This window comes from Variovorax sp. P2_H12 (genome assembly GCF_056403395.1).
Map to the genome: position 1 here is coordinate 1 of NZ_JBFUFO010000022.1, position 16159 is coordinate 16159.

17 protein-coding genes are annotated in these 16159 nt (G+C 67.4%); 6 read left to right on the forward strand and 11 right to left on the reverse strand.

The annotated features are described in order from the left end of the window. Positions 1-165: 165 nt before the first annotated feature. Genes AC1DYK_RS16735 through AC1DYK_RS16750 form a run of 4 tightly spaced genes read right to left on the reverse strand, consistent with a single transcriptional unit; the run spans position 166 to position 3594 of the window. Positions 166-834, reverse strand: a complete 669-nt coding sequence (locus tag AC1DYK_RS16735; protein WP_478167348.1) for a cysteine hydrolase family protein — start codon at positions 832-834, stop codon at positions 166-168. A gap of 26 nt (positions 835-860) precedes the next feature. Then, positions 861-1724, reverse strand: coding sequence for an ABC transporter permease (locus tag AC1DYK_RS16740; protein ID WP_478167349.1), 864 nt, complete (start codon positions 1722-1724; stop codon positions 861-863). A gap of 32 nt (positions 1725-1756) precedes the next feature. Beyond that, the gene (locus AC1DYK_RS16745; RefSeq protein ID WP_478167350.1) at positions 1757-2563 is read right to left on the reverse strand and encodes an ABC transporter ATP-binding protein; all 807 of its coding nucleotides are present in this window, start codon (positions 2561-2563) and stop codon (positions 1757-1759) included. Further along, positions 2563-3594, reverse strand: coding sequence for an ABC transporter substrate-binding protein (locus AC1DYK_RS16750; protein WP_478167351.1), 1032 nt, complete (start codon positions 3592-3594; stop codon positions 2563-2565). Before AC1DYK_RS16750 ends, AC1DYK_RS16745 begins: the two co-directional genes overlap by 1 nt. A 290-nt stretch (positions 3595-3884) precedes the next feature. Here AC1DYK_RS16750 and AC1DYK_RS16755 point away from each other — a divergent pair, with 290 nt between their 5' ends. Beyond that, positions 3885-5417, forward strand: coding sequence for a hypothetical protein (locus AC1DYK_RS16755; protein WP_478167352.1), 1533 nt, complete (start codon positions 3885-3887; stop codon positions 5415-5417). 123 nt (positions 5418-5540) lie between these two features. Here the strand turns inward: AC1DYK_RS16755 and add are convergent, their stop codons facing one another. Next, a complete protein-coding gene (add, locus tag AC1DYK_RS16760; RefSeq protein WP_478167353.1) occupies positions 5541-6509 on the reverse strand; it encodes an adenosine deaminase in 969 nt (322 codons plus the stop codon). Positions 6510-6757: 248 nt separating this feature from the next. Between add and AC1DYK_RS16765 the strand changes: the two genes are divergently transcribed. From AC1DYK_RS16765 to AC1DYK_RS16775, 3 genes are all read left to right on the forward strand, one after another. Then, on the forward strand, positions 6758-7009 hold the full coding sequence (locus AC1DYK_RS16765) for a heavy-metal-associated domain-containing protein (RefSeq protein ID WP_478167354.1): 252 nt from the start codon (positions 6758-6760) through the stop codon (positions 7007-7009). A gap of 118 nt (positions 7010-7127) precedes the next feature. Then, positions 7128-7598: a hypothetical protein gene (locus AC1DYK_RS16770; protein ID WP_478167355.1), complete on the forward strand. Its 471-nt coding sequence runs from the start codon at positions 7128-7130 to the stop codon at positions 7596-7598. Positions 7599-7792: 194 nt separating this feature from the next. Next, positions 7793-9967: a copper-transporting P-type ATPase gene (locus AC1DYK_RS16775; protein WP_478167527.1), complete on the forward strand. Its 2175-nt coding sequence runs from the start codon at positions 7793-7795 to the stop codon at positions 9965-9967. A 33-nt stretch (positions 9968-10000) separates the two neighbouring features. On the opposite strand, the gene AC1DYK_RS16780 is transcribed toward AC1DYK_RS16775, so the two are convergent. Together AC1DYK_RS16780 and senA are read right to left on the reverse strand one after the other, a co-directional pair. After that, a complete protein-coding gene (locus AC1DYK_RS16780) occupies positions 10001-10348 on the reverse strand; it encodes a copper-binding protein (RefSeq protein WP_478167356.1) in 348 nt (115 codons plus the stop codon). Positions 10349-10372: 24 nt separating this feature from the next. After that, complete coding sequence (gene senA / locus AC1DYK_RS16785) at positions 10373-11707, reverse strand: selenoneine synthase SenA (protein ID WP_478167357.1); 1335 nt, start codon at positions 11705-11707, stop codon at positions 10373-10375. Here senA and senB point away from each other — a divergent pair. Next, positions 11592-12566: a selenoneine biosynthesis selenosugar synthase SenB gene (gene senB, locus AC1DYK_RS16790; protein ID WP_478167358.1), complete on the forward strand. Its 975-nt coding sequence runs from the start codon at positions 11592-11594 to the stop codon at positions 12564-12566. The two genes, senA and senB, sit on opposite strands and share 116 nt — an antisense overlap. 60 nt (positions 12567-12626) lie before the next feature. Here the strand turns inward: senB and AC1DYK_RS16795 are convergent, their stop codons facing one another. After that, positions 12627-12824, reverse strand: coding sequence for a hypothetical protein (locus tag AC1DYK_RS16795; RefSeq protein ID WP_478167359.1), 198 nt, complete (start codon positions 12822-12824; stop codon positions 12627-12629). After that, positions 12821-13009: a hypothetical protein gene (locus tag AC1DYK_RS16800; RefSeq protein ID WP_478167360.1), complete on the reverse strand. Its 189-nt coding sequence runs from the start codon at positions 13007-13009 to the stop codon at positions 12821-12823. The genes AC1DYK_RS16795 and AC1DYK_RS16800 overlap by 4 nt, the downstream gene beginning before the upstream one ends. Positions 13010-13193: 184 nt before the next feature. On the opposite strand from AC1DYK_RS16800, the gene AC1DYK_RS16805 reads away from it, so the two are divergent. Continuing rightward, positions 13194-13370: a hypothetical protein gene (locus tag AC1DYK_RS16805; protein ID WP_478167361.1), complete on the forward strand. Its 177-nt coding sequence runs from the start codon at positions 13194-13196 to the stop codon at positions 13368-13370. A 28-nt stretch (positions 13371-13398) separates the two neighbouring features. Here the strand turns inward: AC1DYK_RS16805 and AC1DYK_RS16810 are convergent, their stop codons facing one another. Further along, complete coding sequence (locus tag AC1DYK_RS16810) at positions 13399-14250, reverse strand: LysR family transcriptional regulator (RefSeq protein ID WP_478167362.1); 852 nt, start codon at positions 14248-14250, stop codon at positions 13399-13401. Positions 14251-14293: 43 nt separating this feature from the next. Continuing rightward, positions 14294-16150 (reverse strand): lactonase family protein, encoded by a 1857-nt coding sequence (locus tag AC1DYK_RS16815; RefSeq protein ID WP_478167363.1) that lies wholly within the window; start codon positions 16148-16150, stop codon positions 14294-14296. Positions 16151-16159 lie beyond the last annotated feature (9 nt).

Below are 16159 nucleotides of genomic sequence, written 5' to 3' on the forward strand. Positions count from 1 at the left end.
GAGGTCCTCACCACGCCCAACGCCAAGCAGCAGAGAGCGCTCAACCTCATCCAGAAGATCCAGATGTAGACAGCAGCCAGAACCCCGATCTCACGCCAAATGCTTGTCGTGCAAAGGAAAACTCGCTCGGCGACTTCAGGAACTTCGGTCTAGGCCTGAACAGGCCTAGGCCCGCAGGCGCGTGCCGACCTCGTCGACGGTCAGCACGTCGCCGAAGAACAGCATCCAGTTGTGCAGCGACTGCACATGCTCGCCCGGCGTGAGGGCCGAGAGCGCGTCCTCGACCATCACGGTGGCGTAGTTCATCATCATCGCGTCGCGTGCCGTCGACTCGCAGCAGACGTTGGTGACGGTGCCGCCGATCAGCACGGTCTCGATGCCGCGCGCCTTCAGCACTTCGTCGAGCGATGACGAGCCCGGCACCAGTGCGCTGTAGCAGCGCTTGACGACGCGCGGGTCTTCAGGGCGCGCGTCCAGGCCCGGCGCCAGCGCGAAGCCGGCGTGCGAGCGTCCGAGTTCGAGCAGCCGGCGCGCGCTGCGCTCGGGGGTCAGCATGTAGGCGTGGTGGTGCGACCAGAAGCTGTCGGCGCCGTCCGAGCAGGTCTGCACCCAGATCACCGTGCCGCCAGCCTCGCGCAGCGCGGCGGCGAGTTGGTTGACCTTGCCGAAGGTGTCGCGCGCCGGCGCGCACTCGGCCATGAAGCCGGGCTGGGTGTAGTAGTTCTGCAGGTCGACCACGACGAAGGCGGTGCGGCGCGCGTCGAAGCGCGGGTAGGGGTGCAGCGTGCCTTGCCGCGCGATGACGCGGTCGACGATCCAGGCGGGAAATTCCATCGTGTGTCCTTGGGGCTGGCGGGCGCTCAGCCGTAGCGGCGTGCCAGGGCGCTCTCGACGCGGGCGATGACGAGGTACATCAGCGCCGACATCAACGCCAGCACCACGATCGCGGTCATCACGATGTTGAGCTTGAAGATCTGGCTGCCGTTGACGATCAGGAATCCCAGGCCCTCGCTGGCCGACTGGAACTCGCCGACGATCACGCCGACCAGCGACAGGCCGATGTTCATCTTGAGTGCGGCGATGAGCGTCGGCACGCTGCCGGGCAGCACCACCATGCGCAGCACCTGCGCGCGGCTCGCGCCCAGCGTCGTGGCCAGCTTGATCTTGTTCGGATCGGTCGCCTGGAAGCCGTCGTAGGCGACCATGATCGTCACGAAGATCGCGATCGCGACCGCCATGCCGTACACCGAGTACTCCGAGCCGAGCCAGATGTAGAAGATCGGCACGAAGGCGATCTTCGGCATCGCGTTGGCGACCACCAGGAACGGGTCGAGCACCTTGTTGGCGAAGCGCGACCACCACAGGCCCGCCGCGATGGCGACGCCGAACACCATGCTGAGCACGAAGCCGACCAGGGTCGCCTTGAAGGTGGCCCAGGTGTGCATCGCCAGGTTGCCGTGCAGCAGCAGGTCGACGAAGGTCGGCCACAGTGCGCTCGGGTAGCTGGTGAGCATCGGGTTGACCACCTTGGTCTTGGCCAGCAGTTCCCAGAGGCCGAAGAAGGCCGCGAGCAGCAGCAGCCGGCTGGCGAGCACCAGAGTCTTCTCGCGGCGCTGGCGGGCCAGCCACTTCGCGTAGGCCGCGCTGGGCGCCTGGTCGGCCTTGCCGGCGGCTGAGCCGGGTGAGGCGGGCTGCGAGGTCGCGGCCGGGGCGGGTATCGTCATCGAGGGGGTTGCATTCATCTCTGCGCTCACGGTCATCCTTCGACGTGCACGTCGAGCTCGTCCCAGAGCGTGCCGAAATAGGTGTTGAACTCGGGCAGGGCGCGGGCCTCGAAGGGCGTCGGCCGCTTGCCGTGGCTGGGAAAGCTCATCAGGTGTTCCGACTTGATGCGGCCCGGGCGGCGCGACAGCACCACCACGCGGTCGGTCATCGCGATCGCCTCGCCGATGTCGTGCGTCACCAGCACCACCGACTTGCCTTCGCTGCGCAGCACCTCGACCACCTCGTCCGCAATCGCCAGGCGGGTCTGCGAATCGAGCGCCGAGAAGGGTTCGTCGAGCAGCACGACATCGGGATTGGTCACCAGCGTGCGGGCCAGCGCCACGCGCTGGCGCATGCCGCCCGAGAGCTGGCGCGGGTAGTGGTGCAGGAAATCCCCCATGCCGCACTTGTGCAACAGGTGGATGGCGCGCTCGCGGGCCTCGCGCATGTTGCGCTTCTGGATCTGGGCGCCGAGCAGCGCGTTGTCCAGGATGCTGCGCCATTCGTACAGGTAGTCCTGCTGCAGCATGTAGCCGATGCTGGGCGACGGACCGGTGACGGGCTTGCCGTCGACGGTCACGCTGCCGGCCGAGGGATCGAGGATGCCGGCGATGATCGACAGCAGCGTGCTCTTGCCGCAGCCCGACTGGCCGATGATGCTGACGAACTCGCCGGGCGCGACCGCCAGCGAGATGTTGTCGAGCGCCTGGGTCTCGCCCTGCAGCGTGAAGTAGCGCAGCGAGACGTTGCGCACGTCGATGCGCGGCCGCCCGGCCGCGGAAATGCCCGGCGCCGCCATCACTTGGCCTTGTTGGCGAAGTCGGTCACGACGACCTGCTCGTACTTCACGCGCTTGCCGCTTTCGAGCACGCCGCTGGCCGTGAGCATGTCCTGCAGTTGCTCGATGGCGGGCTTCTCCACCAGCGGCGAGGTCTTCCACAGCTTGTAGCCGCGATAGCGCTCGATGGCCCTGGCAAGTTCGGGCTGCGACATGCCGGGGAAGAACTCGGCGACCTGCCTGGCGAGGTCGGCGGCCGGCGCCGTCTGCACGTACTGCTGGGCGCGCGCCACGGCCTGGGTCCAGGCCTGCAGCACCTCGGGGTTCTTCTGCATGTAGACGTCGGTGGTGGTGAACACGGTGTAGTCGACCGGACCGACTTCGCTGCCGATGGAGGCCATGACGTAGCCGTTGCCGTCTTTCTCGAGGTTGCCGGCTTCCGGCTCCAGGAAGATCGCGTAATCGTTCTGGCCGGCCATCCAGGCGCCGGTGCGTGCGGCCGGACCGATGTTGTTGACCAGCTTGAGGTCTTTCTTCGGGTCGAGGCCGTGCTTGCGCAAGGCGGCTTCCAGGAAGACGTCGGGGTTCGAGCCCGGACGGAAGGCCATGACCGACTTGCCCTTGAGCTGGTTCCAGTCGAACTTGCCGCTGACCGGCTTGCGCGCCATCAGCAGGAAGCCGTCGGTCGCGGTGAGGCCGGCGAAGATCTTCGGCTTGGCCGGCGACTCGCTGTTGGCCACATAGATCGAGGCCTCGGGGCCGATCAGCACGATGTCGGCGCTGCCGGACAGCAGCGCGGCCATGCCCTTGTCGGTGCCCTGCGAGGTCTTCATCCCCACGTCCAGGCCGGCATCCTTGAAGTAGCCCTGGTTCAAGGCGACGTACATCGGCACATACAGCACCGAGCGGATCACTTCCTCGTAGCGCACCTTGGTCAGGGGCTTGGCGGTCTGCGCCGCGGCCTGGCCGCAAAGGCCCACCAGTCCGGCCGCCATCGCGAGCGCCGGCACGAGTCGAACAAGTGCCGGTATACGGCGCGAAAGCAGGAACATGGGGAACCTCCAAGTGGTGATGAGTTAATACAGTATGCAAAACGCGGGCCAGAAAGCAATCTTGCAATGCAGCATGGCGGCCCCTCTGAAGCCATTCGCACGCCGACCCTGAGAGGGGAGTTTCCCTATGGCGATGCTCTTTTTCGGAGCGCCTTTCGCACCATCCAGGCGCGCCGGAAGCCGTCTCAGAGCGTTTACCCCATGGCCTGATCTTTGCATTGTTGGAATACTGTATACCGTTTTAGTGCGTTTTCTTCTACAGAACAACCCCAACTCCACGAGGTTCACAGATGGATTCCATCAGCATCACCGCCGCCCACTGGGTCTACCTGCTGGGTGTCGGCGCCATCGTCCTGACGATGATCTTCCGCGCCAACGTCGTCGTGCCGTCGATCATCGCCACCTTCTGCGTCGCGCTCGCCTGGACGCACAGTCCGGTGGCGGCGCTCGGCAGCATCTTCAATGCGAGCTTCGTCGCGGCCAAGGAGCTGTTCAACATCTTCCTGGTCATCGCCTTGATGACATCGTTGCTCAATGCCCTGAAGGCGCTGCAGTCGGACATCCGCATGGTCGAGCCTTTCCGCGCAATCATGAAGAACGGGCATGTCGCGTACTTCGTGCTGGCCGGCATCACTTACCTGATCTCGCTGTTCTTCTGGCCGACGCCCGCCGTTCCGCTGGTGTCGGCGGTGCTGCTGCCCGCGGCCATCGCGGCTGGCCTGCCGCCGCTGGCCGGCGCCGTGGCGGTCGCCATCGCCGGCCAGGGCATGGCGCTGTCGTCGGACTACGTGATCGGGGTCGCCCCCGGGATCGGTGCCCGCGCCGCCGGTGTCTCGGCCGCGATCGTGGCCGACCGCGCGCTGGTGCTGTCGCTGATCACCGGCGTCATCGCACTGCTCATCGCCTACCTGTCCTTGCGGAGCCGCATCGTGCCGGCCAGCAATGCCCTGCTCGTGAAGTGGCAGGGGCAGCCGACCCATGGCCGCAGCGCCGAATTCGAAGCCGCCGGGACTTTCGACAAGGCGGAGATCGCCCGCGGCACCAGCCGCGACGCGCCCTTCCTCAGCGATGCGCAGATCGAGAAGACCCTGCACGCGTTGACGGCACGCCGCATCGTCTGGTCCAAGGTCTTCGCCATCCTCACGCCATTGGCCTTCCTGGCCGTCATCGCGACGATGGTGATGCCCAAGGTCGTGCCGTCGCTGCCCGAGCTCAAGGGCGGTGCCGCGGCGACGCTGGTGGGCGGCATGGCGGCAATGCTGATGATCCTGGCGACGCTGGCCGCCGAAGGCCCGCGCAAGATGCTCGACGTCAGCGCCGACCACATCACCGACGGGTTCGTGTTCGCCTTCAAGGCGATGGGCTCGGTGCTGCCGATCGCCGGCTTCTTCTTCATCGGCGCGGGCGAGACCGCCGGCCCGATCCTCGGAATGGCGGCCGACGCCAAGCCGCCGCACCTGTTGTTCGAGCTGATCCAGAGCGCCCAGCACCTGATCCCCCACAACCACGCCTTCGTCGCCTTCGGCGTCCTGATCGTGGGCATGATTACCGGAATCGACGGCTCCGGCTTTGCCGGCCTGCCCCTCACCGGCACCCTGTCGGGGGCGCTGGCGCCCGCCGCCGGCATGGACGCGGCGACGCTGGTCGCGGTCGGCCAGATGGGTGCCGTGTGGACCGGCGGCGGCACGCTGATTGCGTGGTCCTCGCTGATCGCGGTTGCCGGCTTCGCGCGGGTGCCGGTGCTGTCCGCGGTGCGGGCGCTGCTGATTCCCGTCGTCACAGGGCTCGTCGTGTCCACCTTGTGCGCAGTCTTGCTCTGGTGACATCTCCGCCTTGTCCGGTCATCGACGAACCGCCCCAGGGCCGCGCATGAAGATTTCCCGCAGGTGCCCATCCGCATACCGCGCGCTGCGGCTGCCGATGATCTCACGCCACCTCTTCTCTTCTCACCAGTTCGACAGCGCCTCGATCAGCCGTGCCTTGACGTCGGCATTGGCAAAGCTCGCATCGATCGAATGGCGTGCCAGCGATCGAAGGTCGTCATCCGACCAGCCGAACGCCTTGCGGCACATGGCGTACTCGCCCACCAGGCTGGCCCCCAGCAAGGCCGGATCGTCGGTGTTGAGGGACACGGCGACGCCGGCACGGCGCAGGCGATCGATGGGATGGTCCTCGATGCGAGGGTAGACGCCCAAGGTCAGGTTGGAGGTCGGGCAGATGCCCAGGGGTATCTGCCGATCGACCAACAGTCGAACCAGCTCCGGATCTTCGATCGCGCGCACGCCATGGTCGATGCGGTCGGCGCCGAGCAGTTCGATGGCATCCCGAACGCCCTCGGGGCCGCTGGACTCGCCGGCATGCACGGTGCGGCGCAGCCCCGCCGCACCCGCGCGTCGGAACGCCTGGGCGAAACGCGGGCCCGTGCGGCCGGCGGCAGCCTCGTTGCCATCGATGGAGAGTGCCACGACACGCGGGTGTCGCAGGGCCACCAGCGTGTCGACCAGTTCGGCCGCGGCGTCGGCCGATTGCGTACGCAACAGGCTCACGCACAGACCCACCGGCGGAAGTCCGTCCTGTTCTGCGGCGGCGAAGCCGGCATCGATGGCGTCGATCATGTCGGGCAGGCGACCCTGCCACGCCTCCCAATGGGTCGGGTTGACGATCACGTCCGCGTAGCCTGCACCGCTGTCGGCGAGCCGCTTGCTGTAGCTGTAGCTCAACTCGGCCAGGCGCTCGCGGGTCGACGCGAGGCCGCACGCCCAGTCAAGGAACTGCAGGAAGTCGGCCAGGCCTTCGAACTCGAACAAGCGTTCGCGTGGTCTGGGCAGGGGCACGCCTGCTTGCGCTGCCCATTGCGCCAGAGAGTTGATTTCGAAGCAGCCTTCGAGATGCGCATGGACCTCTGCCTTCGGCAAGGCCTTCAGTCTGTCATTGTCGATAGGGGAAGTCTGAGAGTGGTTCATGGGGGTGCCCGGTTGTGCATGCGCCGTGAGGCGCCAGCCCGCCAGTCTCGCGCGTCGGCGGCCCGACGTCATGCGCTCGCGTGCATAGCCTGTATTCGCCGGTGCATCTTGGCCACAAAAAAATGAATGGGGGCCTTGACCTTCCCATGATGGGAGGGTTAACACTGAACGCTTCAAGTACTTCCCTTTGGAGCCAAGCAATGATTACCTTCGAAGTCAACGACATGACCTGCGGCCACTGCGCGAGCACCATCAGCAAGGCGGTCGCCGGCATCGACAGCGACGCCAAAGTCCAGGTGGACCTGGCCGCGCATCGGGTGCACATCGAGCCGGCCGCTGCAACGGCTCAGGCGTTGAGCGACGCCATCAAGGATGCGGGCTACAGCCCGGTGGCCATCGACGGTGCCTCCCGCCCTGCGGCAGCGCAGCGAAGCGGCTGTTGCTGCGGATAGGCAAGGGCAGCCCCTGAGACCACTCATTTGATCTGCATCAAGGGTGCATGGGGTCTCCGCGAGCATGCTGGTGACATCGAGCGCGCTTCCGAGCGCTCGCGTCACAAGGTGAACCACGATGAAGCTCATCAGCATGCTCGTCACTACCGCTGCGGTCACGCTGGCCGGCTGTTCCTCGTTCTCCGGTTCGGGGGCCCCGCAGGGGGAAGCGCACGACGCGCATCACCCGGCGGCTGAATCCGCACCGAAGGTCGACCCCGCCAGGTTCGAGCAGCAAATGAAGACGATGCAGGAGATGCACCAGAAGATGATGGCCGCCAAGACGCCCGCAGAGCGTGCCGCGTTGATGAACGTCCATATGAAGGCCATGCAGGACGGCATGGCGATGATGGGCCAGATGGGCGGCGGCATGCCGATGATGGGCCAGATGGGCGGCGGCATGCCGATGCAGGGCCAGATGGGCGGCAAGTCATCGATGCCCGGCGGTCCGTCCATGCACAAGGACATGGTGCAGCGCATGGAGATGATGGAAATGATGATGCAGATGATGGTGGACCGGGAGGCCGCGCGGCCGCCCGCTGCCAGGTAGCGGCATCTGCGCAGCCTCGGGACTGAAGCGGGCGAAAGCCGTCCCGGGGCTTGACCTTCCCGCCATGGGAAGGTGGAGACTTCGGCATCACTATTGCTGGAACGAAGATGCCAATGACGCCCGACACCACGTCCGAGCTCGACGCGGCCAAGATGCCCGACCCCATGGGCCATCACGGTCACCATGGCCATGGCATGCACGCCGGCCACGCGCCGTCCCAGCCGAGCCAGGCGCCGAAGGCGGGCTCGAAGGACATCGAGTACACCTGTCCCATGCATCCTCAGGTGCGGCAGATGGGCCCGGGGAACTGCCCCATCTGCGGCATGGCGCTCGAGCCGGTCGTGGCCACGACCGAAACCGGAGAGAGCCCCGAGTTGCGCGACATGACGCGGCGCTTCTGGGTCGGCCTGGTACTCACCGTCCCGGTCTTTGCGCTGGAGATGGGCGGGCACCTGATGGACATCCATCACCTCATCGGGCAGCAGACCTCGAACTGGGTCCAGCTTCTGTTCGGAACGCCGGTCGTGCTCTGGGCCGGCTGGCCCTTCTTCGTCCGGGCCTGGGCGTCGGTCAAGAACCGCAGCCTGAACATGTTCAGCCTCATCGCGCTGGGCACGGGGGTGGCCTGGGTCTACAGCATCGTGGGGACGCTGATGCCGCAGGTCTTTCCGGCCGAGTTCAGGGGGCCTGACGGCGCGGTGGCCATCTACTTCGAAGCCGCCGCGGTCATCACGGTGCTGGTGCTGCTCGGCCAGGTGCTCGAACTCCGGGCCAGGGAAAAGACCTCGGGCGCGATCCGCGCGCTGCTCGACCTGGCGCCGAAGGAGGCGGTGCGCGTGAAGGCCGACGGGACCGACGAGCGCGTTCCATTGGAGACCGTGCAGGTGGGCGAATCGCTGCGCGTGCGTCCCGGCGAAAAGGTGCCGGTCGACGGCGAACTGATCGACGGCAAGGGCACCGTCGACGAATCGATGGTCACCGGGGAGCCGATGCCGGTGGCCAAGGCGCCGGGCTCGAAGGTCACGGCGGGGACGCTCAACCAGACCGGCGGCTTCGTGATGCGCGCCGAGAAAGTCGGAGCCGACACGCTGCTCTCGCAGATCGTCCACATGGTGGCCGCCGCGCAGCGCAGCCGCGCGCCGATTCAACGCATGGCGGACCAGGTGGCGGGGTGGTTCGTGCCGGTGGTCATCGCCGTGGCGGCGCTCGCCTTCGTCGCCTGGTTCGTGTGGGGGCCCAGCCCGGCGTTCTCGTATGCGCTCATTGCGGCGGTGGCGGTGCTCATCATCGCGTGTCCCTGCGCCCTGGGGCTCGCCACGCCGATGTCCATCATGGTCGGCGTCGGGCGCGGTGCGCAAAGCGGCGTGCTGATCCGGGATGCCGAAGCGCTGGAGCGGATGGAGCAGGTCGACACGCTGGTGGTCGACAAGACGGGCACATTGACCGAGGGCCGCCCCAAGGTCGTGACCGTGCAGCCGGTGGAAGGCTTCGAGGCCGGCGATGTTCTCCAGAAGCTCGCCAGCGTGGAGCGAGCCAGCGAGCATCCCCTGGCTGCGGCCATCGTGGCCGACGCCCTGGAGCGCGAGCTTGCGCTCTTGCCCGTCGCCGACTTCGACTCGCCCCTGGGCAAGGGCGTGGTCGGTGTCGTGGACGGCGCCCGCATCGTCTGCGGCAGCGCGAAGTTCCTGGCGGAGAGCGGCATCGAGGTCGCCTCGCTGGCCAAGGCCGCCGAGGCGGTCAGTGCCAAGGCGGCCACCGTCATCTTCGTCGGCATCGATGGCCGCCTGGCCGGATTCGTCGGCATCGCGGACCCGATCAAGGCGAGCACGGCCCAGGCCATCGCCGCGCTGCGAAAGGCGGACATCCGCGTGGTCATGCTCACCGGCGACGGCAGGACGACGGCGCAGGCGGTCGGTCGGGAGCTGGGCATCGACGAAGTCGTGGCCGAGGTGCTTCCGGAGGACAAGGCCTCGGTGGTGCAGCGATTGAAGGCCGAAGGGCGCGTCGTCGCGATGGCGGGAGACGGCGTGAACGATGCGCCGGCCCTGGCAGCGGCGGACGTCGGCATCGCCATGGGCACCGGAACCGATGTGGCCATGGAGAGCTCGGGCGTGACGCTGCTGCACGGAGACCTCATGGGCATCGTGAAGGCGCGCCAGTTGTCGCGGGCGACGATGGGCAACATCCGCCTGAACCTCTGGTTCGCCTTCGGCTACAACGTGCTCGGCATCCCGGTCGCGGCCGGCGTGCTCTATCCCTTCTTCGGCATCCTGCTGTCGCCGGTCGTGGCGGCAGCCGCCATGGCGTTGTCGTCGGTGAGCGTCATCGCCAACTCCCTCCGGTTGCGAACGGCCAGGCTGGACGACTGACGGCTGAAAGGGAAGTACGAAGGGTGGTGGCGTTCAGCGGGCGGATTCGATGTACGTCACCGTCGCTTCGCCCTTCCTGCTCTCCGCGTTGAATCGCACCTTGTCGCCAGGCTTGAGCCGGTCCAGCATCCGCTTGTCGGCCACGGCGAAGCCCATGGTCATCGGGGGCATGCCGAGGTTGGGCAGGTCGCCGTGGTTGATGACGACTTCGCCGTGTTCCTTGTCGACCCTTTCCACTTCGCCTTCGGTGAGGGCCATGGCGGGAAGCGTGCCGACGCTCCAGGCCTTGCCCGGGGCAGCCGCCGCGCGCGTGCTGGGCTGCGCCTGTGCGCCAGCCCACGAGACGAGCGAGAGGGCAATGAGGATGGCTGTGCGATTCATCGTGGTTTTCCGTGGATGTTGTCCTCACGAAGCCGTTCGGAACCCGGCAAAGATGTCTGCCCGTTGCGGCATGAAGAAGTTGCGGTAGCGCAGGTCGTGCATCCGCTCGTGCGTCGCGAAGGCGCCGCCGCGCAGCTCGCGGTGGTCTCCGAACCAGGGTTGGGAGTAGTCCGTGTACGGACCGGCCTTGAAGCCAGGGTACGGCTGGAAGGCGTCGCAGGTCCATTCCCAGACGCTGGCGCCCCAATGGAACGCCATGCCGAGCAGCGCCGCGGCATGCTCCCACTCCGCCGCGCGCGGCAGTCTTCGGCCCGCCCACGCGCAGTAGGCTTCGGCTTCGAAGGCATTGACGTGGATGACCGGCAGATCCGGGTCCAGCGGGAGCCAGCGGTCGAACCAGCGCACTTGCCACGCCTTGCCTGCGGCCGTCTCGTGGAGTCGCCAGCGCTCGGGATGTCCCCGCGCGGCCGTGGAACGCCACGCGCCCGCCATGCCCGGCCAATACGCCGGCTCGTTGTAGCCGCCGGCCTCGACGAAGCGCAGGAACTCGCCCGCCGTCACCGGCCGCGCGTCGATCTCAAAGGCTTCAAGCACCTCGACGCGGCTCGGCCCTTCGTTGTCGAACGCAAAGCCGCGGCGATCCGGAGGCCAACCGGTGCGCACGCTCCCACCCGGGACCTTGATCGGGCTGCCGTGGGGAACCGGTGCCAGCCCTGTGCCCGCAGGTGCGGGATAGCAGAGCGCCGAGCGCATCCAGGTGAAGGCTTCGCGATGCATGTCCTCATGGAACAGGGCCAGGCGATGAAAGTACAGCGCGTCGTCGCCGTCGCCGTCCGGCAAGGCCTGGATGCAAGCCTCCAACTGGGCGGCCAGCATGTCGCCCACCTCCTGGCGCGAAGGCAACGGCGCTTGCCAGCGCAGGGCGTGCGCGAGCCGGGCGGAGTCGAAGAGGGTGTCGGGGCCGGCGATCCGAGCCGGCAACGCCGCCCGGACCCATCCGTCTTCGCCCGCATGGTGCGGGCCTCGAAGCATCCAGAACTCGCCGAACCAGGCCAGATGGCCAAGCTCCCAGGGGATGGGGTTGATGCCGTTCTGGTGGGGAACCTGCCACTGCGCATCGGACAGGTCGTCGACGAGCGACAGCGTGCGGCGACGACTGTCCCGCATGGCGTCCGACAGTGCTTGTCCGCCCAGGCGGCGGGCATCCTGCGCTTCGATCGCGGGTCGTGGCACCATGGCTGGCATGAACGAGTCTCCTGTGGTCATCGTGTCGCCGGCGGTCGAATCAAGCAACAACGGGAATTGGCACACGGCCGCGCGATGGCGGGAGTTCCTGTCGGCGCGGGCGCCGACCACCATCGTGCAGCAATGGGACGGCGAGGACGCGAGGGCCATGATCGCCCTGCACGCGCGTCGCTCCGCCGAATCGATTGCGCGATTCCGAAAAGCTTATCCGAAGCGGCCCCTCGCGCTGGTGCTGACCGGCACCGACCTGTACGGCAACCTGGCGTCGGACGCGGCAGCGCAGCATTCGCTGCAGTGTGCCAGTCACATCGTGGTTCTGCAGCAAGAGGCCATCCACAGCTTGTCCTCGGCCGACCAGGCGAGGGCGCGTGTGATCGTCCAGTCGGCGCCTCGTGTGTCGTGCGTCGAACCGGCCGCCTACCCTTGCGACTTCGTCGCCGTCGGGCACTTGCGCAGCGAAAAGGACCCGCTGACGCTGATGCTGGCGGCGCGACAGCTCCAGGGTACGGGCATTCGCATCGTCCACATCGGCAACGCACTGGATGCGGCGCTGGGTGACCAGGCGCGCCTGACGATGGACGAATGCCCGGACTACCGCTGGCTTGGCGGCCTGCCGCAACCCGTGGCGCGGCAATGGATGGCGAGCGCACGGGCGCTGGTGCACATGAGCCGGCTCGAGGGCGGCGCCAACGTGGTCATCGAGGCGGTGCGGGCGCAAGTCCCGGTCCTGGCGAGCCGGATCGACGGCAACGTCGGCTTGCTGGGGCGTGACTACGACGGCTATTTCGAGGTGGGCAATGCTTCGGCCCTGGCGGGGCTGATGCGGCGCGCGCACGAAGACCCTTCATTCCTGTCTCGTCTGCGGGGGCAGTGTGCCGGCCGCGAGACCCTCTTCGACACCGCGGCCGAGGCGACGGCGGTGACGCGCCTGCTCGGCGACATGCTCGGCCACGAGGCGGGAGACCGCACCTAGCAGCCACCGCCAGGTGCGCGTTCAAGTCCGAGGCGATCGCTCGGAGGGGTTGCGAGCCGGTCAGAGCGGTCTTCGCTCCGGCTCATGACGCTTGCGGGCGAGTGAGGCATGCCGCGCCCGAATCACGGAATCCAGTGCGTCGGCGACGGCATCGGCGTTCGGTTGGCCGCGCAACGCTCGCAGGCGCAGTTCCAGGGCAATCCTACGCAGCTGGGCGATGCCCAAGGGCACCGGCGCTGGGTAGAAATCAGCCGTCATCCGGAGGTCAATACGCGAATCAGGACCGGCACGGCCACGAGCAGGACGCCGAGCGCGATGTTGCGTCGCCAGCCGGCGGCGTGTTGCGCTCGCGTGCGTTCCCGGTGAGCCTGGCTCAGGGCCATGCGCTCGGTCGGGTCGACGTCGTTGTTCCACCATCCGCGGGTTGTGTTGCTGTCCGTCATGTAACCAATTATGTCTACAAGAAAGCAAATTATCTAGAGGTAAGTGATGAAAAAGTTCACGTTTCTTCCAGATCGTCCCTCCACTTCTTCCCGGAGCGCCATCTCAAGCGGGACTTCAAAAATGGGTACTTAGGTGTGCATTTATTCCTTGGAACCCGTAGGGATGATGAACACAATTGTTTACATGCAGCCTCCCTCGACCGACCCCCAGAGCTTCAGCAGCTTCGCACCCTTGAATCGCGCGGACATGACCCACGAGCCCAAGAAACGTCCCCCTCCGAGGGATCGCATGACCAAGTTCGTGATGGCCGGCTTGATCGCCGTCTTGGCGATCTGCGTGGGCTTCGGAGTTCGGTGGTAGCCGGTCGCGACGGCTGACTGCGCGTGGCTCAGTTGGCCAGGCGTGCGATCAGCAGGTTGAGCAGCACTTGCAGTCTGGCCTGGCGTCGCATGTCGCGGTGATAGCCCAACCAGGTGTCGCGGCTGGGTGGCTCGTCGCCGAGGTCGACCCGCTCCAACTGGGCGAACGAATCGCCGAGCGGGCGGGGCAGCACGGCCAGGCCTGCGCCCAGTGCGCACATCCTCGCCTGAACGTCGCGATTGTTGCTTCGTGCGATCACGGTGGCGTTCGGAAGGATCGCTTTCAGCCAGGCCGCATCGGACGTTGCGCCAGAGGCCAGGTCCATCGTGACCAGGGCCGTCCCGGCGCCGTCGCCTGCAGCCGGATGTCTGGCGCCTGCCCGGATATAGGCCGCATAGGAGATGCTCATCAGTCGACGGGACACGATCTCCGCATCGTCGAACGGGTAGACCCGAAAGACCAGGTCGGCCTCCCGTCGCAGGAGGCTGTAGGCCCGCGCGCTCGTGATCAGTTCGACCACCACGCCGGGTTGGAGAGCCGCGTACTCCGCGAGCACCGGCGTGAGAAGGTGCTCGCCGAACCAGTGCGAGGACGAGAGGCGGATCAGTCCTTCGAGTTCCGGATCCCTGCCCGACAGTTCACGCTGGAGCGCGAGGGTCTCTCCCTCGATGCGCTCGGCCCGGGGCAGGACCGAGGCGCCTTCATCGGTCAGTACGAAGCCGTCATCCGTTCTGAGAAAGAGCGGCTGCCCGATGGCCTCCTCGAGCACACGGAGCCTTCGGCCCACCGTGGCCTGGCTCTGGCCGAGCAGGCGCGCGGCGGCGCCGAGCGAGCCTTCCTTCGCAATGGCCAAGAAGATGCGGAGGTCGCTCCATTCCATGCGCATCGCGCCATTGTGAATGCATGCTCGCGGCGGAGGTGGATCAGTACGACAGCGCGATGGAAGATCTTCCGCCTCCGCCGCTGACCAGCGTCGTGCTGCCCGTCGCCAGGGCGCCCGTGACCGCATCGATGGTCTGGGTCGTCATGGTCCATGCGCCGGTCGACCCGGTGAAAAGGAAGCGGCCCGTGGGGTCCGCAGCCAGCGCACCCGCAAGGCCGGAGCCCACGTTGAGGGGCGATGCCGGCAGCGGCGACAACGCCCCCGTGGCGGCGTTCACCGTGTAGGCGGTCACCGAGTCGCCGGTGTTCTCCGAGACATAGACGAACCGCCCCGAACCGTCGAACGCGATCATGTCCGCGCCGGGCGGCCCGGCGAATGGCGAGCCTGGGACCGCGCTGAGCGCCCCGCTCGCGGCGTCGATCGCGAAGGCGCGCACGCCCGTCGAAACGTAGCCTCCATTGCCGTAGAAGAACCGGCCGTCGGGACTGAAGGCGGCACCGCGACTGGCGATGCCGGGGGCTGCGAAGGGGCTGCCAGGCACGGCGGTCAAGGCGCCGGTGCCGTCGTCGATCGAGAAGGCCTCGATGACGCCCCTGGCGCTGGGCACGACGTAGAGGAACCTTCCGCTCGGGTCGATCGAGACGGACAGGATCGGGCCGAGCACGGCCGTGGCCACCGATGCGCCGAGCATGCCCGTCACGGTGTCCGTGACCTGAAAGACCTGCACGCTGTCGCCGGTCTGGTTGCCGACGACGACGTACTTGCCGTTCGGCGTGACCGCGACCGACGAGGGGTAGGAGCCTGTCGAATAGGAGGTGGGCGCGGCGAGCGCACCTGTCGTTCGATCGATGCGCTGGACGGTCAACAGGTTGGAGGCGCCCGCCGTGACGAGCGCGAAGTTGCCCGACGGGTGGATGGCCACCGCGGTGGCGTCGGGGAGGGTCGCGAACGGCGATCCCGCGATCGGGTTGAGCTTGCCCGTGGTCGCATCGATGGCGAAGACGTTCACCTTGTTGCCGGCTCTGTCGGCGACGTAGGCGAAGCGCGCGGCCGGCGTGCTGCAGTCCACGACCGCCCCGGTCGCGGGAGCGGCCGCCACCGTGCCGCTGCCGGCCGTGACCTTGCAGTAGAAACCGTTGGGCTGCGTGCGGACGCTGACCCGGAAGGCGGCGCCCGATGCGACTTCCGCGGGGAACGAGAAGGAGCCGTTGGCCGAGATGGCCAGGTCGTCGCTGGCGTTGTTCTGCAGCACCAGCCCGGCGCCCGTATAGCCGCTGACGACGCCGGACACGGGGAAAGTGCGCGTCGAGCAAACGACGCTCGGGTCGCCGATGTTGCGGTCGACCACCGACCCGCTCGCGTGCCCGACGCTGCAGGTCTGCGTCGGCGCCGACGGCTGCGTCTTCACGGTGATTGCATAGCTGCCACCGCTGGCCACCGGCGTCGCGAAGGCGATGCCGCCGTCGGCTGCCACCGCGAGGTCGTCGCCCGCGTTGTTCTGCAGCACCAGCCCGCTGCCGGCCAACCCGCTCACGGTGCCGCGAACCGCGAAAGCCTGCAGCGAGCAGACCACCGAGATGTCGGTGACGTTGGCATCGCCGACGGTGCCGCTGCCTCGGGTCGCGGAACAGGTCTGGCTGGGGCCCGAGGGCTGGGTCTTGACCGTGACGGCGTAGCGGCTGCCCTTGGCCTGCGCTGCAGGGAACACGAAGACGCCGTTCGCCGTCACGGCACGCTCGTCGCCCGCCGCATTCTGGAGTACCAGCCCGGTGCCCTGCAGGCCACGGACTTCGCCGCCGACGGTGAAGGTCGCAGGGGCGGGCGCCGGTGTCGTCGGCGTGGCCGGCGGGATGAAGACGGCGGAATCGCTGCCGCCGCCGCAGGAAGCCAGCGCCATGACGAGCAG